Here is a 20,378-nt window from a genome sequence, read left to right on the forward strand (position 1 = left end):
GCCTCGGCCACCATCCTGTCACCGCGAGGTCTTGTTAGAGGCCGAAGCAGTCTCATACGCCCGCTGTCAGCCATTTGTCCTTATCCTTTTGCCCTTATCTATCAGCTCTTAGCCAGCTTGTCACTGCGAGGAGCCCCCCATTGTCACTGCGAGCGAAGCGAAGCAGTCTCTGAGATTACTTCGTCGGCCCTTTGGGCCCATTCGTAATGACCCGGTTGGGCCACTTCGTCGGCTCTGCGGGGCCCCTCGTGAGTATAAGTGAGAAGTGAAAAGTGAGAGCCTTCTACCATCAGCCATCTGCCATACCGTCACTGCGAGGAGCCGGAGGCGCCGCAGCAGTCCCTAACATATTACCAATTGCCATAAGCCATCGGCCATCCACCATGTAGTCACTGCGAGCCCGTAAGGGCGAAGCAGTCTCTTAAATAAAGCTTTTGTAAAGGTCTCAACTCAATCTAAATAAAGTTTATGTAAAGCAATGAATTCTCTTACAGATTCAGGCACTAAAAATTGAATGGACTTTCGGGTTTTAACAGCTTCTCGTATCATGGTGGAAGAGATATCAAGACGTGTTACCGGAAGGAATCTCAGGCTTTTCCCTTTAGGCAGGTGAAAAATCCCTTCCTTTTCTTGGGCTTGAGGGAAAATTTTTCTAGTTTTTTCAAAAAATTCTTTTTGCCCACCAGGCCCTCTATTTATTACCACCACATGGGCGAGTTCTGGAATACGCTGATATTGATACCATATGTCGAACTCAAGATAGGCATCAAGCCCTAAAATAAAAAAGAATTCATATTTAGAGACGGTCTTAAGTTCTTCAAGAGTCAATACCGAATACGAAGGACCTTGGCGCCGGCCTTCAATGTCTGAAACTTCGAAGTAAGGGGTATCTTTTATGGCCAGTTTGGTCATTTCGTAGCGCAGAGAAAAGGGGCTTAAAGGCCTTCTTTTTTTGTGAGGAGGGGTTCCTGCGGGGATAAAAACGAGTTTGCTCAAAGCGAGCTTTTCATAAACCTCAAGCCCGGCGCGCAAATGCCCTAGATGAATAGGGTCAAAAGTCCCTCCAAGAAGACCAACTCTTTCCATTACTCTCTGATTTGCCCTTCACCGAAAACAATAAATTTGAGGGTGGTAAGCTCTTCCAGGGCCATAGGGCCGTAAGCGTGAATTTTGGTGGTGGAAATACCTATCTCTGCTCCCAACCCCAGCTGGCCACCGTCGTTAAAACGGGTAGAAGCATTCACCATTACCACCGAGGCATCTACCTCCCGTAAGAAGCGTAAACCACGATGATAATCTTCAGTAACTATGCTTTCTGTATGATTTGAACCGTAACGGGCAATGTGGGCCAAGGCGTCGTCAAAGGTGTCAACTATTTTTACAGCAAGGACAAGGTCAAGGAACTCCTCTCCCCAGTCTTCTGGGGTAGCCTCTTTTACCCAGGGAACGATTTCTTTAGTTTTAGGGCATCCCCTTATTTCTACCCCTGCTGCTCGGAATTCTTCACACATGTCAGGTAAAAATGCTTTGGCTACGGCCTTATGTACCAGCATGGTTTCCATGGCGTTACAAACCCCAGGCCGCTGGACTTTGGCGTTAAAGCAAATACGGCGAGCCATTTCAAGATTAGCGAAACGGTCCACATACACATGACAAACACCCTTATAGTGTTTGAGTACAGGGATTCGTGAGTTTTCACTAACAAAGCGAATTAAACCTTCACCACCGCGAGGGATAATAAGGTCAACGTATTCTTCTAACTTCAATAATTCGTTAACTGCGGCCCGGTCAGTTATGGGAATAACCTGGACACTTGCTTCTGGAGCTCCCGCCGCTTTGAGGGCATCCTGAAAAAGCCGAGCCAGAGCCAGATTGGAATAAATGGCCTCAGACCCACCCCTCAATATAACCGCGTTTCCACTCTTAAAACAAAGCCCGGCAGCATCAATGGTAACATTAGGCCGACTTTCGTAAATCATACCTATTACGCCCAAAGGAATACGCATGCGCCCTACCCAGAGACCATTGGGCCGACGCCACATTTTCACTACCTCGCCAACCGGATCTGGAAGAGAGGCGACTTCCTCAAGCCCCTGAGCCATGCCTTCAATAACTTTATCTGAAAGGGTCAATCGGTCTATTAACGCCGCTGATAAACCCTTTTCGCGGGCTGATTCCAAATCTTTGCGATTTTCTTCCTGTAAAAATACGCGCTCTTCGCGAAGGCGAACCGCTACGTCCCTCAATACTTTGTTTTTTATATCAGTAGAAAGATAGGTTAAAACCCTTGCCGCTTCCTTGGCCTTGCGTCCTACTTCGGTGACAAGCTCTTTTACTTCCATGAGGCCTCCTCTATATTTCTTTGGTTACATAATTTTTGAGTTTGCCAACACCGGTAATTTCTATATCAATAACATCGCCTGGAGAAAGAGGGCCAATCCCTGGCGGGGTGCCAGTGGCAATAACGTCTCCAGGATAAAGGGTCATAATTTGTGAAACAAAACTTACAACTTGTGGTACAGGGAATACCAACTCTTTAAGAGAAGAATCTTGACGTAGTTCTCCGTTTAAATAAGCACGTACTCTTACCTTTTCTAAATCAAGCTCAGTTTCAACCCAGGGCCCTATGGGAGCAAAGGTGTCAAAACTTTTGGCCCGTGTCCACTGAGCGTCTTTTTGTTGGAGGTCTCTAGCGGTTACGTCGTTAAAACAGGTAAAACCAAGTATTACCTTCATGGCCTCTTCGGGTGATATTCGTCTGGCCTTCTTGCCAATCACCACTGCCAGCTCTGCCTCGTAGTCCACCCTTTTACTTTCAGGGGGAAGGAGAATGTTTTCCTCAGGGCCGATCACCGCAGAAGGAGGTTTCATAAAAATGAGTGGCTCTTCAGGTAAAGGAAGATTGAGTTCTCGGGCATGATCACGATAATTAAGCCCTAAGGCAATAATTTTGCTTGGCGTGACTGGAGGAAGAATTTTAACCTCTAAAAGGGATATTCCCTTACCGTTAACTTTTGGTTCATCGAAAATAGAACCTACCAGAGGATAGACTTTATCTTCAGAAAAGAGTACGGATAAAACTTTTCTCTGATATAAAACCCTCCCTAAACGCATGCTTCCTATTTAGCATAAGCTTGTCTTAACGGCCAGTTTTTTTAGGCCTTAAAGGACGCCGTGGCCGTTTAAGTTTTTGGGAAGTCGGCTTTTTGGACAAAGGTTTATACTTCTTGGCAATCTTTTCTCTGGCGATTACAGGAGAAAGGAACCATTCTTCTTCAGGCTCTGGCCAGGAAACAGGAATTTTAAAACCCAGTTCTTTTTCAATAAATTCCAGAAAAAAGGCCCCTTCTTCATCACAAAAGGAAATAATAGTCCCACCTTCTTTAACTTTTAAGGCACGCTGGCGAAATTCTTCGGCCGTTTCAGGAAGATCAAAGTTTATTAGAAGAGGGACCCCATCTTGTTGGATAAACCGGCAACCAGCATCAGTGGCTATCAAGATGTCGGCCTCTTTTCCGGCAAACTGTTTAAGAAATCGCAAACGATATTCTGGCCCCAGGTCAGGTTTAAGGAAAACAGCTTTGGCCCCTAGTTTTTTGAGTTCATCACAGAGTTTTTGTGCTTCTAACTTGTTGTTCACAAAAATAATGGTCTTAGGCCAATGATGTTTATCAAGAACACCTAAAAGAAGCATAAATTTTTCTTCAGAAGATACGTGGAAAAGAGAAAGATTAAGATTGGAAAAGTCCACTCGTCCAATTTCTATATATATTTCATCAGGTTCTTTAAGAAATTTATAGGCGAGTTCCAGGGCCTCATAACGAATATTTTCCATAAAAGCAAGCCCTTGACGTTCACCAGGTAGAGGAAGATTAGAAAGAACAGATTCTAGAAGAGTACGGTTTTCAAGGGCCATTTGGTCAAATTCGTCAAGAACCAAAATTTTTAGATTCTGAGGGTGAATAATTTTCCATTTGAGAAGACGGCTAAGCCAGTAAGGAGTGGTGAATATCAAATTTGGCCCGCGTTCAACAGCTTTTAGTTGTTCCTCTGGGATTTTTTCTTTAGCGGCAAAGGCTGTAAGACTGAAAGAAAAAGGCTTAGCTAGCTCCCTAGTAAGAGACAAAAGCTCAATAGCCCTTTCAGGATTAGTCACCAGGACAATGGCTTCGTTCTTTTGGGGTGGCTTGCGCAAAAATCTATCTAAAATGGTGACAATATAAGCTAAGGCTTTACCACTTCCACGTCTGGCTTTAACAATGACATCATGCCCTCTAAGGGCTTGAGGTAAGAAAAGATCTTGGATAATGGTGGTTTTTGTAAAGCCTTTCTCTTCAAGAATGCCTAAAAGATCAGGATGCAGAGGAAAAGCCCGAAAAGGGCGACCATGTAAAGGCACGGTGAGAGGCCGAATTTCTTTTTGAATATCAGCTGCCACTTCTGCCATACCGTTTCTCCTCTGTTTTAAAGCTTTATCAAAGATGACTTCAAAAGCGATATTAAGCATTTTCTCCCGCTCTTCAAGATTAATGAGTATCTAAAATGGCGAGACTGCCTAACGCCAAATGGTCTTAGGGGATCGGTCTGTTTAAAAGTATTTCGCAATGTAAGGGTTGATAAAAATTTTTCTTTGAAAAGATTTATGTTTTTTTCTGGGCTTCCGATATAAACATAAGCAACCCTTAATAGAGGGATAAAGGTGATTATAGAAAAAGGGCAATTTCAAATAACTAACGCAAAAGGTGAGATTATTGAAACGGAATCTCTGGGATCTTGTGTGGCCCTTGTGGCCAGAGACCCTGAGGCCAGGGTTTATGGCCTTTGGGTGTTTGTTTTACCGGCAGAGAGGATTCTTCCCAGAAGAGTCCCTGGGACTACTCCGGAATTTTTTGCCAGCGAAGGTATAGATAAATTTTTAGAAGCTTTAGAAGAGGCAGGAGCTTTGCGGGAAAGGCTTGAATTTTTCGCTGCAGGAGGGGCCAGGTTTCTTGAAGCGCCAACTATTTTTGACTTGGGAGGGGTAAACTCCTCTATGATTCGCAAATTACTTAAAGACCGAAATTTATCCCTTAAAGCTGAGCGTTGTGGGCTTCCTTTCCCCTGTCGTGTAAAGATTGATCCCAAAAATGACGAAATTATTTATAAAATTTCAGGAGAAGAGGAAGAAAAGTGGTAAAGATACTTGAACATATATTTGAAGAGCTCAATACCGTTCCCAATTTTCCTGATACAGCTTTAAAGGCCCTTCAAATGCTTGAAGATGAAGACATTAATTTTGAAGATCTGGCCAAAGTTATTAGATACGATGCTTCTATCACGGCCAATTTTTTAAAACTGGTAAATTCAGCTTATATAGGCCTGAGGCGCAAAGTAGAATCTTTAACCCAGGCCTTTGCCCTCTTGGGTATTAATCAAATTCGTTTTTTCTTAGTAGCCGCCTGTGCCGGGCAATATTTAAAACGCACTTTGCACGGCTATAATTTGTCTCCCTACGAGGTCTGGTTGCATTCTTTGGGAAGCGGGGTTTTTGCCGAATTAATAGCCGAAAAAGTCAAGGCCAAGCATCCTGACTACATATTCACCGCAGCTCTTTTACACGATATTGGCAAACTGGTATTAGATTTATTCGTTGGTGGTGAGCTTGAAGTAATAAAAGACTTAGTTAAAGACGAAGGCCTTACCTTTATGGAGGCCGAGATAATGGTCTTGGGAACCGACCACGCTGTGGTAGGTGCTGAGCTTTTAAGGCGTTGGGGTTTCCCAAAAGAAGTTATTTTTGCGGTACGTGCCCATCACGATGAGGACTGGATGGTCCAGAATCAGACTGCGGCTGTTGTGGCTCTTTCCAATATGCTTACTAATCTTTTGGGCATAGGGATGGGTTCAGACGGGCTTTCCTACCGGGTACCTCAGAAATTGCTCAAAGTAGCTGGCATTAAAGACCGCGAACTTTTTTCTCTTATCGCTGAGGGTTACCAGAGGTTTCAAAATATCAAAAATAATCTTTTGGCTAACTCTGCTCATTAAGGCGCCAGGCCCAGGCTAGCACTATGGCTACGGCTTCGTAAAGGTCTGGCGGGATTTCTTGATGTACTTCTAGCTTCATTAAAGCTTCAATAAGCTTATCATCTTTTTTAACAGGGATTCCATGTTCTTTAGCTAGAGCAAGTATTCGTTCAGCAAGTAACCCCTCACCTTTGGCTACTACTTTAGGTGCCTGGTCTTTGTTAAAGTCATATTTTAGGGCTACCGCTTTTTTCTCCATTTTTCTTTTGGCGACTTCTATTAGAACGGGCCTTTTTCTCTTCTTGGCCCTGATGACATTTTAAATTTTTACTTTCTTCTTTTATCGCTATTTTGTCTGGTTGAGCTTTAATGTCTGAGGAATTCTTTTTCTTTTCTTCGAAAATAGTTTCTTCGGGAGTTAAATAGATGTCAGGTTCAATGATAACAGTAGCGTTGTAATAGTCTTCTAAAGCCGCTAAGTCCTTTCTTTTTTGATTCAAAAGATAAGAAGCAAGTTCAGGAGATACTTTTACTTTTAGTTGGCATATATTCCTGGTAGCCAGTTTGCTTTTTATTCGTCTTAAAAGAGCGGTGGCCGAGACTTCTACGGTTCTTATCTGGCCTGCTCCGCGGCAACAGGGACAGGGACGATAACTTCCCCATTGCAATGGAGCCTGAAGCTTCTGACGAGCCAGTTCTATTAGCCCTAGCTTACTGAATTTAGTTACTGTTATTTTGGCTTTGTCTTTTTTGAGGGCTTCTTTTAGACATTTTTCTACCTGGTAGCGATGCTTGGTTTGCTTCATGGTGATGAAATCAATGACTACCAAGCCCCCAAGGTCTCTTAAACGAAGTTGACGGGCAATTTCTTCAGCGGCTTCAAGATTAGTTTTAAAAGAAGTTTCTTCCAGATCTTTTTCGCGCACGCATTTGCCGGAATTTACATCTATAGCTACCAGGGCCTCTGTCGGTTCAATATAAAGTGTTCCTCCAGAGGGTAAGGGCACTACGGGTTTGAAAACATTTTCAATTTGTTCTTCTAGATTGAAAAGGGAAAAAATAGGTCTTTCTTCTTTAAATAATTTAGCTAGACGTACCTGACGCGGAGCCACTAATCTCAAGAACCCTTTTATTTTTTCTAAAGCTTCTGGGGTGTCAACTAAAATTTCTTTCACGTCAGAGGCCAGGTGTTCACGTAAAAATCTAACGATGACGTCTTGATCACGGTAAAGCAGGGCAGGGGCTTTTTTTTGGGCAGCCTGTTTCTTGATTTCCTGCCAGAGGCGCAAAAGATATCTTAGGTCTGCCAGGATATTTTTTTTGGCGGCATCAGCCGCGGCCGTGCGCATTATAACGCCCACGCCTTCCTGCAGTTTTAGACCAAGAAGGATATCTTTTAGCCTTTTTCGCTTGTTTTCATCTTCTACCTTTTTGGAAACTCCCTGGGTGGGATTCCCTGGCATCAAAACTACGTAACGACCTGGTAAGCTGAGGTAGGTAGTAAGGCTTGCCCCTTTAGTGGGAGTTTCCTCTTTAACGATTTGTACTAAAAGCTCCTGCCCTACTTCAAGAAGTTCTGGCAAACGGGACTTACCAGAAGAATCTACCGCTTCGGCATAACCATAATACTCAGGATGAATTTCTTTGAAAGGCAGATATCCATTTCGCGAAAGGCCTATATCTACGAACACAGCCTGAAGGCTAGGTTCAATATTTACCACCCGGCCTTTGTAAATGTTGCCTTTAGTATGTTCGCGAACGACAGTTTCTATATCAAAGGCCTCCAGGCGTCCGTTTTCAACTAGTGCTACCCGGACTTCTTCTGGCTGGTCAGCATTAATCAGGATAATTTTATTTTTTTTAGTGGTCTTTTCCTTTTGTTTGGCCATGTTATGCGGGTATTTCCTCTTTATATGTAACCGATTCTTTTATCTGGTTTAGTACGTTAGTGAGGGAGTTTATTACATTATCTCGAAAATCTCCAGCTCCCACTAAACGCATAACATAGTCTCCTACCTTTAATTCTCCTTCCCTGACAAAAGCCCTTACTTCGAAGATCCCCGGCAGCTTTTGAGCTTCTTCTATAATCTCTGCCAGTTTATCTCTATCGACTTTAATCCTAACCCCTTTTACCTTGGTACCATTACGGCTATACTCTCGTACAATACCAGTATAGGAAAATACTAGACCGATTTTCCCCTGAGCCTTTTCGTTAATCTCCTGTATTAAAGAATCAAGAGACGGCATTTCCTCTGCAGATGAAATAACTTTAAACATTTTAGCCTCCTTATTTTATAGCTTTAAATTATATAGTTAAATTGTAGCCAAAATATGATAAAAAACTACACCCAAATAAATCAAAGTTACCAACAGGAGGCCTAAAAGGGCCTTTTTTGATTTTTGGCGAATACATAAAAGAAAGAGTATTCCACCAAAAAAACCTACTAGAGAACTTTTAAGTAATAAAAAGAAGACTGGAGAAATTTTGAAACTCCAGTTCATAAGAGGATTTAGTTCTAGGCATCTGTCTTCATAAAGGCACTCAAGTGTTAAAAAAGCGTCTATCTTTGAAAGCATGAGAAGAAACACGTAGGCGCAAAGGGCTAGCGCAAAAATAAAAGAAAGCTCTATCGGGCGCTTGAGTTCTTCCCACAATATTGACGCTTTTTTAAAGGGCATATTTAAAAATCAACAATTTTTTTGGCTTGGGCTGTAGCCCTTTGGACAGATACAGCCTTATCTAGATCCAAATCAGCTAACTCCTCTTCTCCCATATCACGGTAAACTTGACTTCTCGCCATAAAAGCGGCGGCGTATAAAGGTTCCAGGTTGATAGCGGTATTAAAACTTTCTAGGGCCTTTTCTAGTTCTTTTTTCCGATAATATACCTGTCCTAAACGATAATGAAGTCTCGGATTTTCCGGTTCTTCCTCTAAGGCCTTTAATAAATCTCTTTCCGCTTCGTCTAAGCGGTCAAACTTTAAAAAAATGGCTGCCCTGGCGTGCAGAGCCTTTACAAAGTTTGGTTCCAGTTCAAGGGCTTTGTTTAAATATTCTAGAGCCTCTTCAAATTGTTGTTTAAAAAGTAAAAAAGCACCTTCTTCATAAAATTCTTCAGCAGTCATGATGTCCTCCTTCTTGTTTTTTCTCAGATTTTGTTTAATAGTTATTTTTAGTAAAGACAAGGAGGGGTGCCCGAGCGGCCGAAGGGGGCGGCCTTGAAAGCCGCTGAGGGCCTAGTGCCCTCCGGGGGTTCGAATCCCTCCCCCTCCGCCAAAATAGTGATATTTTGTTTTACGGGAAAGCTTTATTAGCGCTTGCAGGAAAGGAAATATTTCGTTAGTTTATAAATAACTCTCGGAGGGGTGACCGAGAGGCCGAAGGTGCTCGCCTGCTAAGCGAGTGTGCCCCCAAAAGGGGCACCGTGGGTTCGAATCCCACCCCCTCCGCCACACCTCAACTTCAACTCTCTTTTCTGTGTTTTTAATTTTGCCATTTTGCCGACAAAATAGTTTCACTGCCGACGTTTTTGTCGGATATTTTATAGTTATTCCCAATTAATTTTCGCCTGGCCCCACCTGCGCTGCAAAGAGAATAGCTGTCTATACAGAATTAGGTTGACTAGATTGGTTATATTTTGCCCTATAGTATCTCAGCTAAAAATTTTAACTAAAAATTCTAAAATGGCATCGATATTGCACTTTTAAAAATCAAAGCAGCAATTAAGGAGGCTAAAATGAAAAAACTTTTATTTATATTAGCGGTCTTAATTTTAATCGGTTCTATAAATGCTTTAGCTGAAAGAGATACTAATAATGTTTCAAAAAAAAATAGTTTTACCTTTGGTAAAGGAGTATCAAGTTAAAATTGGTAAGGCCTCATTCCCTCACGCCAAGCATTTTATGGATGCAGGCTACTCTTGTGGAACTTGTCATCACGAAAAAAAGGTCGAAGTAAACGGCAAAATGCAATCCGTTCCTTTAACAACAGAGAAAGTTAAAGCCATGATGGCTGAAGGTAAAAATCCTTTTCAGTGTAAAAGTTGCCATGGCGATCTAAGCCGCAAGCAATATAAAAAGCTCTTTCATAAAAATTGTTTGAGTTGCCACAAGACCCTTAAAAAAGAAGGTAAAAATGTCCCTACCAAATGTAAAGAGTGCCATATAAAGCCTAAGAGACGTAAGGCCGTTTTGGAAGGTTGTTAGCTATAATTTTTGGGGAGAGGTCTTATATTCCCCCCTCCCTCCCAATTAGGAATGACCTCTCCCTCTTCATTAAATTGATTTTCATTAAATTGAAACTTTTTTTCCAGTAAAAAAGCAATATAATGAGCTTCATGGCCAGGATAGTATATTTTTTGTTCTGTCTTTCTCTGTTGATTACGGGATGTTCGGCTAATCGTCCTGCCCTTACTCAAAATATTAAACCTCCTGAAAAATATCTTTTGGCTTCAAGTGATAGGCAGTCTCAAGTAAGCCTCGATCATTGGTGGGAAAGCTTAGGAGACAAAGAACTAAATAACCTTGTTCAGGAACTTCTTTCTTCAAATTTTCGTTTGCAGGAAGCCGCCGCCAAAATAAAAGCGGCTGAGGCTTTTTTAAAGGAAACCAGGGCCGCTCGGTTTCCGAGGTTAGATTTTTCTTTTTCCGCTAAACGTGAGCGACAGCCTGTTTATTCCCTTCCGGTTAAGCCTTCTGTTACGGGTAGTTTTTCCGGAAGCCTTATGGCTTCATACGAAGTAGATGTTTGGCAGAGGCTTAGCCACGCCAAGAAGGCATCTTATTATCAACTTATGGCTAGCCAAGAAAACCGTAGAGCTCTGGTTCAGAGCCTTATAGCCCAACTAGTAAGTGAATACGTATCAGGGGCCTATTTTTCATGTGAAAAAGCTATCCTAGAAGAACAGCTGGAAATACAACGACGCTATCTTGGAGCCCTGCGTAAACGTTATCGATTAGGGCTAGTAGAGCCTTTTATTCTTGAGCAGGAAGAACGGCTGCTTGCTAGTCTTGAAGAAGAGAAAGAGAGGCTTGAAGGAGAAATTATAACTGCCAGACAAAAAATATCTCTTCTTCTTGGAAAGTATCCCAAACCCTGGCCTATTTCCGCTAATGTTTGTCGCCTGGAAATCCCTCCTCCACCGGCAGGTTTGCCCTCAGAGCTTTTAGAGCGCAGGCCCGATGTTCTGGCGGCAAGAGCGCGTCTCCTTTCGGCAAGTGAACAGGTAGCCAGTGAAAAGGCAGCTCTATTTCCTAAAATAACCCTTACGGCCCAGGAAGGCCGAGTTTCTAATGCCCTTGTCTCTTTACTTAACAACGAAAATAGGTTTTGGGAGTTGGCTTTATCTCTTACCCAACCTATTTTTGACGCCGGAGCACGTAAGGCCAGGGTAAAAGAAGCTCAAGCCCGTTTTAAAGAGGCTCAAGCTGTTTATGCGCAAACAGTTCTTCAAGCCTTCTTTGAAGTAGAAAACGCCCTCATGCTAGAAAATAACTGGCGTAAACGTCTTGAACTATCTGAAAGACAGGAAAAAGCCGCCTGTAATGAAGAAAAGTTAAAGTCTTTACAAGCAAAGCTTGGAACAATTTCTATTTTAGATTATTTAAAAATTAAACACTTGTGTCTTGAGAGAAAGAGAAAGACACTTTCAACAAAGAAAAACCTGTTATTGGCAAGAATTTCTCTTTTCAGGGCCTTAGGAGGTGGTTTTTAACATTGCTTACCGCTATCAGACGTAAAACCGTTATTCAGATAGTTCTGGTATTATTCGTATTAGCCATAGGTTTAGGCATTGCTCATCACTTTATATCTACCAAGCCCAAGGTCCCGCGACGAAAAGTAAAGCCTCATATCCCTGTGGTCCAAGTAGAAACTATTAAACCTCAAAATTTTCTCGTAACTATTGAAAGTTTCGGTACGGTTAAAGCACTGAGAACAGGAAGCATTGTTTCTGAAACAAGTGGCCGTGTAATATATATTTCTCCTAATTTGCTCCCAGGAGGGCGATTCAAAAAGGGAGAAGTTTTAGTCCGTCTTGATTCCAGTGATTATAAGGCGGCCTTGGCCATGGCCAAAGCTGAACTAGAAGAAGCGAAAAGGGCCTATGAAGAGATTAAAGCTCAGGCCGAAGCGGCCAGGCAGGAATGGGAAGACGTCCTTAAGGAAAAGACACCTCCCCCGCCTTTAGTGGTTAAACAACCGCAAATAGCTGCAGCTAAAGCGAGGATAAAGGCGGCTCAAGCCAAATATGAAAAGGCTCGCTTAGATCTTGAACGTACCGTTATCAGGGCTCCTTTTGATGGCCTGGTAACAGAGAGCAAAATAGAGCTTGGCCAATACCTTGGGAAAGGCAGCCTTGTTGCTAAAGCTTATGAAGTAAGGGCCGTAGAAATAGCCGTGCCCCTTTCGTTAGAAGAGATAAAATGGATACAGGTTCCAGGGTTCAATGCAAAGAAGGGCTCAAAGGCCAAAGTTTCCTTAGAAACCTTAAATGCCACCTGGTCTGGCAGGGTGGTAAGGTCTGCGGCCAAGGCCAATGAAAAGACCCGCCTGATAGATATCTATGTAAGGGTAAAGAATCCTTTAAAGGCTAAAGTGGCCCTAGTCCCTGGACTTTTTGTAAAAGTAGAACTAACTGGTCGTACTTTAAAAAACGTCTTTATATTGCCTAGAAATGCTCTTTATTTTCAGGAAGGCAAATGGCTGGTTTATACCGTAAAAAACGGCCGTTTAATTCAAAAAGATATAAAAGTTGTCCTTTTTGACCAACGTGACAGGGCTATAGTACGAGAAGGGCTTAAACCGGGTGATCAGTTAATCCTTACCAGACTTTCAAAGCCAGTCCCTGGAATGAAGGTGCACATAAAGCCATGAAAAATATAATTTCTTGGTTTGCTGAAAATCACGTTGCCGCCAATTTACTAATGGTGTTTCTGCTGGCGGCTGGGCTTTATAGCATTTTCAATATCAAGGTAGAAATATTTCCAGATATTACCCTCAACGCTGTTCAAATAAGTGTGGAATACCGAGGAGCCTCCCCTGAAGAAATAGAAAGGGCCATTATTCGGCCTATAGAAGAGCGCATAATGGGGCTTTCCGGAATAGAAAGAGTTTATTCTAAGGCCACCGAAGGTCGGGGGCAAATTACCGTTGAGGCCACTCGAGGGTGGGACATAAATAAACTCTATGATGACATAAAAGTGGAGATTGATGGCCTTACCACCTTACCAAAAGAAGCAGAAAGGCCTATTGTCAGGCGAGTTTCAAGGCTTTTCCCGGTAATAAGTATAGCGGTTTATGGAGACGTTTCGGAAAAGATACTTAAAAAGTGGGCGGAACAGATTAAAACAGAGTTGCTTACTTTGCCTGAAGTAACAGAAGTATCTTACTTTGCCGTTCGGCCAGAAGAAATTCACATAGAAGTTCCCGAGAAAAACTTACGTAAATACAACCTTAGTCTCTCAGAAATAGCTCAGAAGATAAATCAGGAAAGCATAGATTTACCCGCCGGGCGTATTATCGAAAAAAGCCGAGAAATACTTTTAAGAGCGGAAGGGAAGCGCTATTACGGAGAAGAATTCTTAAATATTCCTATAGTAACCGGGCCAGAAGGAGCGGAAATAACACTTGGTCAAATAGCCCAAATAAAGGATTCTTTTAGGGATCTAAATGAAATTTCGGCCTATTTTCAGGACAAGCGCGCCGTAGTAGTTCAAGTATTTCGCTTGGGGAATCAAAATGTTCTTACTATTTCTAAAGCTGTAAACAAGTACTTCCAGTCTCTTAAAGATAGGCTTCCTGATGGCATTCACGTTAAACTCTTTGAAGACTCTTCGCAGATATTAAAAGCCCGGCTTTTTCTTTTAGTCAAGAATCTCAGCATGGGCATGATATTGGTATTCGTAGTTTTAGGGCTCTTTCTTCACCCTAAGCTGGCTTTCTGGATAATGTTGGGTATTCCTATTGCCTTTGCTACTGCTCTAGGGCTTATTCCTCACTTTGGTGTCTCTATTAATATGGTTTCTTTATTTGCCTTTATTCTGGTGCTTGGCATTGTGGTGGACGATGCCATCGTTGTGGGAGAAAACGTCTTTCATTTACGCCAAAAAGGGCTACCTCCTCTTGAAGCCGCTATCAAAGGAACCATTGAAGTAAGCGGGCCAGTTATTTTTTCGGTTTTGACTACTATGGCTGCTTTTGCCCCCCTGCTGTTTGCCTCAGGTGTTATGGGAAAGTTTATCTTTGTTATTCCAGTAGTGGTAATAGCGGTGCTTTTTGGTTCTCTTGTTGAGTCCCTTTTTGTTTTACCAGCTCATCTAGCGGCTACCAAAGGAAATATTTCCCCTGAAGGGATTAACTTTGTAGCTCGTGCTTTACAACGTTTTATATATGGACCATATAAAAGAGCTCTCGTTTTTTGTTTGCGCTGGCGTTATCTCACTTTAGCCGCGGCTATGGCTCTACTGATAGTAGTTTTTTCTTTATGGCTTGGAGGACGTATAAAATTTACGTTTTTCCCGAAAGTGGAAGGGGATGACATGAATTGTTATATCACCATGCCCGCTGGAACTCCGGCCAACGTAAGCCTTGCTATAGCCAAAGAAATAGAAAAGAAGGGCCTTGAGGTTGTAAAAGAATACGAGAAAAAATATGGTAAGCATCTGCTCAAATACTCCATGATAATGATAGGTGTGCACCAGGTCCGCCACGGTCCTAAGGCCGGTAAACCTGATATAGGTTCTAATCTTGCTCAGGTTACCCTCCAGCTTGTTCCAGAAGAAGAAAGGCCAGGAATTAGCAGTGCTCAATTGATACGAGAGTGGCGTAAAAAAGTCGGTGAGGTGCCGGGAGTTGAGGGTCTCTTATTTCAAAGTGAGTTGTTTGGTTTAGGTAAGGCCGTAGACTTGGCTGTATCTTTAAAAGATGAAAAGGATTTACTTAGGGTAATCACCGAAATTAAAAATGAATTAAAGAAGATACCAGGGGTGCATGACGTTGAAGATAGCTTTTTACCAGGAAAAGAAGAAATAAAGCTTGTTCTCAAACCCGGGGCAGAAACTTTAGGAATAACCCTTGAAAGCGTAGCCAGGCAAGTGAGACATGCTTTTTATGGAGCAGAAGCTCTAAGAGTCCAGCGGGGAGAAGATGAAGTTCAGGTCTTGGTACGCTATCCAGCCGAGGAACGTACAACTATAGCTTCTTTAGAGAATATGAGACTCCATCTCCCTGATGGGCGAGAGATCCCTCTGCTAGAGGTAGTGAATTTGAAATGGGGCCATAGTTATGTTTCTTTGGATAGACTTGATGGTCGAAGGGTAATTCATGTTCTGGCTGAAGTTGACGAAAAAATAGCCAGTGCCTCAGAGATAAGAAGATATCTGGCCACCCAATTTCTTCCAAAACTGAAAGAGCAATATCCGGACTTGACTTATTCCTTTGAAGGTGAAGGGCGACGTCAACAGGAGTCTATGAAAGATGTGATGAGGGCTTTTCTTTTTGCCCAGCTAATAATTTATAGCCTGCTGGCCATTCCTTTACGTTCTTATACTCAACCCTTGATTATTATGTTTGCCGTGCCCTTTGGTATTATTGGTGCTTTTCTTGGTCACAAACTCATGGGGTATCACCTGAATATATTAAGTTTCTTTGGTATTGTGGGGCTTTCTGGCGTGGTGGTAAATGACTCGCTCATTCTTACAGACATCATAAACCGGCTGAGAGATAAGGCTAAAAATATGATGGAAGCGGTGGTTGAAGGAGCTTGCCGTCGCTTTAGGCCAATTTTACTGACCACTATTACCACGTTTGCCGGGCTTACACCGATGATACTTGAAAAAAGCCTTCAGGCAAGGGTGCTTATTCCTATGGCTATAAGCCTTGGTTTTGGCGTCCTTTTTGCCACTTTTATCACCCTTATTATTATTCCTTGTGCCTATCTGGTACTTGAGGATATAAAAAAGGTCTTTAAGAGTTGATTGGGTTTGGGGAGGCCTTACTTATTGGCCTCCCTTTTTATTAGTTTTCAGCGAATAGCTTTACGGCCTGGTTACCTTTCTGAATCTGTATATTTTCAGGCCCTTCCCAATTAATTAAAGTATTGTCAAGCAAATGAATTGTTACACGATGGAATTGATTCTTTACTTCAAAAGAATATTCACTTTGTACTCGAAATCTGAATTGTTTGGTTTTGTCAAAAATTTCCAGACCAAACGAATTTTGCCGTACTATTTGAAATCGTCCCGTATCCACTACCTGAGGGCTCAAAAGACGAAGTTGTGAGCCCTGCTTTTCTGTTTGAGTGCTATTTTTTGGACTTATTGTTTCTTCCGGGGCTTGGGTAGTTTGGGTGGCGCTAAGTTCATCACTATCTATTTTATTGTCTGTAGCCTCTTCAGCCGGTGCTTCAATTTCTGAAACAGGTGTAGTTTCTGTAGGCTCTAAGGAGCTATTGTCATCTGCACTTAAGGTTTCAGAGGGTACTTGTTCTATATTTAATTCTAGATGAAAATCAACTTGGACTACCTGTCCGCGGAAGCGAGTTACTCCCTGGTAATCAAGCTCAAAGTTAAGGCTAAATTCGTCCGCTGAGGTAATTTTTAGGCCTCCTGGCTTCCATAATCCTTCAAGGAAACTGTTAAATTTTTTTAAAACAGCGTGAACATCTCCATTAGCCAGATCTTTCCAGACTTGATGAACAAGGCCTTTTAAGCGCCCAAGAGATAAGACAGGTACGTCTTCTTGCGGTAGTTTGCCCTCGGCGTTGTAAAAGTTTACTTTTTCGGGATACTCAATACCTACCTGAGATTTGATTTGACTTCTTACCTGCTCCTGAATTTGTTCCTGAGGCCGCACCTGATTTTTTACCTGAACCTGAGCTTCTACCTGATTCTTTACCTGAGTTTGATTTTTGATAGGTTCTCCAAAAGAAAAGTTTTCCCTGACTGGAGTTGGGGTAGAGTTGATGAGTCCGTTCATCTTTTTACCCTCCTTGGCTTATTTTTGAATAAATAATCGGAAACAAATGAATTGAACTGAAATAAAAAATGAGGAGGGTTTATATTTAGACCTTTAACTTACAAAATTCAGAAAATATAGATTGATCGCTACAGTTAGACTTTCGCCTCGAGAGAGTTGCTTCGGCTGCTGTCGCCTGGTGACAGAGATCCCTTCGCTAGCGCTCGGGACAGTGATTGCTTCGCCACTTTGTGGCTCGTAATGACCCTCTATCTGTCACTGCGAGCGAAGCGAAGCAGTCTCTTAGATTACTTCGTCGGTCCTTTGGGCCTCCTCGTAATGACCCGGTTGGGCCACTTCGTCGGCCCTGCGGGGCCCCTCGTAAGTATAAGTGAGAAGTGAAAATTATTTACCACCAGCCATCTACCATCAGCCCTTAGCCATTTAGTTACGGCGAGCTCGTATGGGCGAAGCAGTCTCTTAAAAAGGTCTTTAAAGGTTAGATTCTCTCAATCAAAGGCAAATATTTTTCAAACAGCCTGGCAAATGGGCCTTTTTGTTTGAGCCAGGTCTCAGGTGTTCCTGAAAAGGCTATTTCTCCTTGTTTTATTTCCCAGATCTCGTCAGCGAGAAGGGCAAAAGCCGGGTGGTTATCCGCTACCACCAGGGTATAGCCCTGGTCAAGCAGCCGCTCAAAGAGGGCCAGCAGCTTGTTTATATCTTCAAAATGTAGGCCGATGCTTGGTACATCGAATAACAATATCTGGGCTTTTTCTCCTTTGAGAAGTAGCCGGGAGAGCCTCAGGCGCTGACGTTCTCCGCCAGAAAGAGAGTTTATTTCTTGACCGAGAGTCAAATAACCCAGGCCAACTTCCGCTAAAAGGGTGAGTTTCTCGCAAAGTTTAGGGACTCTCGCCAAAAGAGAAAGGGCTTCTTCTACGGTGAGATTTAATAATTCATGGATGTTTAGCCCACGAAATTTTACCTCTAATACGTCTCGTCTAAACTTAGTTCCCAGGCATTCTTCACATACCGCCCATAAAGAAGAAAGATGTGGAATTTTTATCTCATAGCGGCCAAGGCCCTTACATACCGGGCAGCGCCCTTCTTTGGTAAAAAAGCTAAAGTGCGCCGGTTTAAAACCGCGTGCCCGGGCTTCTTTAGTAGAGGCCAAAAGTTCGCGTAAAATTTTTAACCCTTCAATGTAGCTTATAACTATACTTTCGCGCCCTTTGGGCGTGGCGGGTGTGATGAGTTTGGCCTGCTCGTATTCAGCCAGTTCTTTAAGCAACGAAGTTTTGCCTGTCCCCGAAGGGCCCACTAAACAAAGCAAGACTTGTTTGGGTATGGTAAAGCGGCCAACTTTAAGTGTCTCTTTAGTCTGTCTTAGGCGGCGAAAAAGTCGCCTTTTGCCGGAAAGAAAGGCCCCGGTAGGGGTATCTTCTCGGGAAATGAGCTCTTCAGGGCTTCCCACAAAAAGAATCTTTCCACCGTGCCGCCCGGCCCCTGGCCCCATTTCCACCACTACCTGCGAAGCAGTGATAAAAAAGGGGTCATGCTCAACTATGATAACGGTGTTGCCCTGGGCAATGAGGCCCTGCAAGAGAAAGAGAAGGCGTTCTTTTTCCATAGGTGAGAGACCAACCCCAGGCTCATCAAATATGTAGAGACAGCCTGAAAGCTTCTCTCCAAAGAAGGCCGCAAGCCGCAAGCGCTGTAGTTCCCCTAAAGAAAGTTTGTTACAAGGACGAAAAAGATTTAAATCATCAAGTCCAAGGTCAATGAGGGCACTTGTGCGGGTTTTAATTTCACTAAAAAGTCCTTCAAATATGCGGGCTTTTAAGCCTTCAAACTTAAGAGAAGAAAGTTTTTCCATCAACTCTTTGAGAGGGCTTTGAGCCAGATCAGCAAAATTGAAGGAGCCGAGAAAAACTTTCAGGGCTTCTGCTTTTAATCGTTTCCCTTTACACTCGGGGCAAAGGCCTTCAGCCGTTTCTCCTGTGCCCTGGCAATGAGGACAAGCTCCCAAGGAATGATTGAAAGAAAAAAATTCAGCTCTTATTTCCGGTAATGGAGTTCCACAATGTGGACAACATTCACCCCGGGTAAAACGAAGCTCTGACTGGTTCTTATCAAGGGGTTTAATCCATACCACTCCGCGGGTTAGGGAAAGGGCTAGTCGCACGGCCTCTTCCAGTCGGCTTTCAACCCCTTCTTTCATTATCAGGCGGTCAACCAAAATGGCACAACTTGAAAATTTTTGAGGGGGATTTTCTTCAGTGAGGTCAATTACTTTCCCGTCTATTAAGAGTCGCTGAAAGCCTTCAGCCTGCAAAAAACGCAAACCCTCTGGGTTAATTTGCCATAAAGGGGCCAGGACATAAAACTTGGTTTTAAGGGGCAGAGTATTTTGGATTTCGTCAAGTATTTCGGTAAGTGTTTGGGAGATAACAGGATTTTTACAGCTTTTACACTCAATGCTTCCGAGTTCGGTAAAAAGGACACGAAGATAATCAAGTATGCCGGTTAAAGTGCCAACAGTTGAACGGGGTGAGGCCTGAGGGACTTTTTGTTCAAGCCCCACACTTGGTGGAAGACCTCCCGCCGCTTCAAGATAAGGATTTTCTGTGGCCCTTCTTTCTGTTTGGCCTAAGTTGAGGACAGCCAGATAGCGTCTTCTCGCCTCCTGACAGATGGTATCAAAAGCTAAGCTTGATTTACCCGAACCAGAAGGCCCGGTGATACAGATTAGGACTCCTTTGGGAAGCTCAAGAGAGACACTTTTTAAGTTGTGAATTTTAGCGCCGGTAATGCGTATCACGGAATTTTGTTGCTCTATTTATTCGCCTATCACGCGTTTTTCCAAGTAGCGCAGGCGGTCTAACACGTCAGCCATGACCTTTTCTTCACGCTTCAGGCGTTCTAATTCCTGGGCCACTTTGCCAACTTGGAAAGTAAGCTGGTCAATGCGGTGGTTGGTGCTGTCTATACGGGAAGTAAGATCCGACTTCACTTCGTCAATTTTACCACTAAGCTCACATCGCACTTCGTCAATTCTTCCAGTAAGCTCGGTACGAACTTCGTCAATTTTTGTGGTAAGCTCAGACCGCACTTCGTCAATACGCTTGTTGGTCTCATCAATACGCTTGTTGGTCTCGTCAATTCTGGCGGAAAGTTCAGAGCGTACTTCGTCAATACGGCGGCTCTGGTCGGCCAGGTGGATATTTACATCATCAAGGCGTCTGCTGATCAGCTCAATGGCGGTTCTTATTTCCCTTTGCTCCTGTTTAATGCCCTCAAGTTCAGGAAGCATAAACTCTTTGAAAACACTTCTTACAGCCTCTTTGATGTCCATAATTTTCTCCAGAAGTATTTTTGATTAATATGTTTACTTAGAGACTGCTTCGCCCATACGGGCT

19 protein-coding genes and 2 tRNA genes are annotated in these 20,378 nt (G+C 43.0%); 9 read left to right on the forward strand and 12 right to left on the reverse strand.

The genetic code is table 11. From position 1 onward, the window contains the following. Positions 1-450 precede the first annotated feature (450 nt). From nadD to THEIN_RS08655, 4 genes are read right to left on the reverse strand one after another with little or no spacing between them, the layout of a single operon-like run. Positions 451-1,086 carry a nicotinate-nucleotide adenylyltransferase gene (gene nadD / locus THEIN_RS08640; protein ID WP_013908294.1) on the reverse strand — a complete coding sequence of 212 codons (636 nt, stop codon included), beginning with the start codon at positions 1,084-1,086 and terminating at the stop codon, positions 451-453. After that, positions 1,086-2,342, reverse strand: coding sequence for a glutamate-5-semialdehyde dehydrogenase (locus THEIN_RS08645; protein WP_013908295.1), 1,257 nt, complete (start codon positions 2,340-2,342; stop codon positions 1,086-1,088). The genes nadD and THEIN_RS08645 overlap by 1 nt, the downstream gene beginning before the upstream one ends. Before the next feature lie 10 nt (positions 2,343-2,352). After that, complete coding sequence (locus THEIN_RS08650) at positions 2,353-3,114, reverse strand: fumarylacetoacetate hydrolase family protein (RefSeq protein WP_013908296.1); 762 nt, start codon at positions 3,112-3,114, stop codon at positions 2,353-2,355. Between the two features lie 25 nt (positions 3,115-3,139). Beyond that, positions 3,140-4,507 (reverse strand): DEAD/DEAH box helicase, encoded by a 1,368-nt coding sequence (locus tag THEIN_RS08655; RefSeq protein WP_013908297.1) that lies wholly within the window; start codon positions 4,505-4,507, stop codon positions 3,140-3,142. A 192-nt stretch (positions 4,508-4,699) separates the two neighbouring features. Between THEIN_RS08655 and THEIN_RS08660 the strand changes: the two genes are divergently transcribed. Further along, a complete protein-coding gene (locus THEIN_RS08660; RefSeq protein ID WP_013908298.1) occupies positions 4,700-5,176 on the forward strand; it encodes a chemotaxis protein CheD in 477 nt (158 codons plus the stop codon). Beyond that, positions 5,170-6,027, forward strand: coding sequence for an HDOD domain-containing protein (locus THEIN_RS08665; protein ID WP_013908299.1), 858 nt, complete (start codon positions 5,170-5,172; stop codon positions 6,025-6,027). Before THEIN_RS08660 ends, THEIN_RS08665 begins: the two co-directional genes overlap by 7 nt. On the opposite strand, the gene THEIN_RS08670 is transcribed toward THEIN_RS08665, so the two are convergent. Genes THEIN_RS08670 through THEIN_RS08690 form a run of 5 tightly spaced genes read right to left on the reverse strand, consistent with a single transcriptional unit; the run spans position 6,011 to position 9,131 of the window. After that, positions 6,011-6,265, reverse strand: a complete 255-nt coding sequence (locus tag THEIN_RS08670; RefSeq protein WP_013908300.1) for an EscU/YscU/HrcU family type III secretion system export apparatus switch protein — start codon at positions 6,263-6,265, stop codon at positions 6,011-6,013. The genes THEIN_RS08665 and THEIN_RS08670 overlap by 17 nt on opposite strands. Then, positions 6,234-7,895, reverse strand: a complete 1,662-nt coding sequence (locus THEIN_RS08675; protein WP_013908301.1) for an Rne/Rng family ribonuclease — start codon at positions 7,893-7,895, stop codon at positions 6,234-6,236. The genes THEIN_RS08670 and THEIN_RS08675 overlap by 32 nt, the downstream gene beginning before the upstream one ends. Before the next feature lies 1 nt (position 7,896). Next, a complete protein-coding gene (locus THEIN_RS08680) occupies positions 7,897-8,283 on the reverse strand; it encodes a molybdenum cofactor biosynthesis protein MoaE (protein WP_013908302.1) in 387 nt (128 codons plus the stop codon). 36 nt (positions 8,284-8,319) lie between these two features. Continuing rightward, positions 8,320-8,685 carry a DUF5658 family protein gene (locus THEIN_RS08685; protein ID WP_013908303.1) on the reverse strand — a complete coding sequence of 122 codons (366 nt, stop codon included), beginning with the start codon at positions 8,683-8,685 and terminating at the stop codon, positions 8,320-8,322. Positions 8,686-8,687: 2 nt separating this feature from the next. Then, complete coding sequence (locus THEIN_RS08690; protein ID WP_013908304.1) at positions 8,688-9,131, reverse strand: tetratricopeptide repeat protein; 444 nt, start codon at positions 9,129-9,131, stop codon at positions 8,688-8,690. Positions 9,132-9,191: 60 nt separating this feature from the next. On the opposite strand from THEIN_RS08690, the gene THEIN_RS08695 reads away from it, so the two are divergent. The 7 genes from THEIN_RS08695 to THEIN_RS08720 all read left to right on the forward strand — a co-directional run bounded on the left by THEIN_RS08695 (position 9,192) and on the right by THEIN_RS08720 (position 15,980). Continuing rightward, positions 9,192-9,282, forward strand: a tRNA-Ser gene (locus THEIN_RS08695). A gap of 83 nt (positions 9,283-9,365) precedes the next feature. Then, positions 9,366-9,458: transfer RNA gene (locus THEIN_RS08700), tRNA-Ser, on the forward strand. 284 nt (positions 9,459-9,742) lie between these two features. Then, a complete protein-coding gene (locus tag THEIN_RS12480) occupies positions 9,743-9,871 on the forward strand; it encodes a hypothetical protein (protein WP_013908305.1) in 129 nt (42 codons plus the stop codon). Next, on the forward strand, positions 9,822-10,211 hold the full coding sequence (locus tag THEIN_RS08705) for a cytochrome c3 family protein (RefSeq protein ID WP_013908306.1): 390 nt from the start codon (positions 9,822-9,824) through the stop codon (positions 10,209-10,211). The genes THEIN_RS12480 and THEIN_RS08705 overlap by 50 nt, the downstream gene beginning before the upstream one ends. Before the next feature lie 131 nt (positions 10,212-10,342). Then, positions 10,343-11,719 (forward strand): efflux transporter outer membrane subunit, encoded by a 1,377-nt coding sequence (locus THEIN_RS08710; RefSeq protein WP_013908307.1) that lies wholly within the window; start codon positions 10,343-10,345, stop codon positions 11,717-11,719. 2 nt (positions 11,720-11,721) lie between these two features. Further along, complete coding sequence (locus tag THEIN_RS08715; protein WP_013908308.1) at positions 11,722-12,879, forward strand: efflux RND transporter periplasmic adaptor subunit; 1,158 nt, start codon at positions 11,722-11,724, stop codon at positions 12,877-12,879. Continuing rightward, on the forward strand, positions 12,876-15,980 hold the full coding sequence (locus tag THEIN_RS08720) for an efflux RND transporter permease subunit (RefSeq protein ID WP_013908309.1): 3,105 nt from the start codon (positions 12,876-12,878) through the stop codon (positions 15,978-15,980). The genes THEIN_RS08715 and THEIN_RS08720 overlap by 4 nt, the downstream gene beginning before the upstream one ends. Positions 15,981-16,020: 40 nt before the next feature. Here THEIN_RS08720 and THEIN_RS08725 read toward each other — a convergent pair whose 3' ends face one another. From THEIN_RS08725 to THEIN_RS08735, 3 genes are all read right to left on the reverse strand, one after another. Continuing rightward, positions 16,021-16,980, reverse strand: a complete 960-nt coding sequence (locus THEIN_RS08725; protein WP_013908310.1) for a hypothetical protein — start codon at positions 16,978-16,980, stop codon at positions 16,021-16,023. A gap of 478 nt (positions 16,981-17,458) precedes the next feature. Beyond that, positions 17,459-19,780, reverse strand: a complete 2,322-nt coding sequence (locus THEIN_RS08730; RefSeq protein WP_013908311.1) for an excinuclease ABC subunit UvrA — start codon at positions 19,778-19,780, stop codon at positions 17,459-17,461. An 18-nt stretch (positions 19,781-19,798) separates the two neighbouring features. After that, complete coding sequence (locus THEIN_RS08735; protein WP_013908312.1) at positions 19,799-20,314, reverse strand: paREP15 coiled-coil protein; 516 nt, start codon at positions 20,312-20,314, stop codon at positions 19,799-19,801. Positions 20,315-20,378 lie beyond the last annotated feature (64 nt).

It is taken from the genome of Thermodesulfatator indicus DSM 15286, from assembly GCF_000217795.1.
Taxonomy (GTDB): Bacteria; Desulfobacterota; Thermodesulfobacteria; order Thermodesulfobacteriales; family Thermodesulfatatoraceae; genus Thermodesulfatator; species Thermodesulfatator indicus.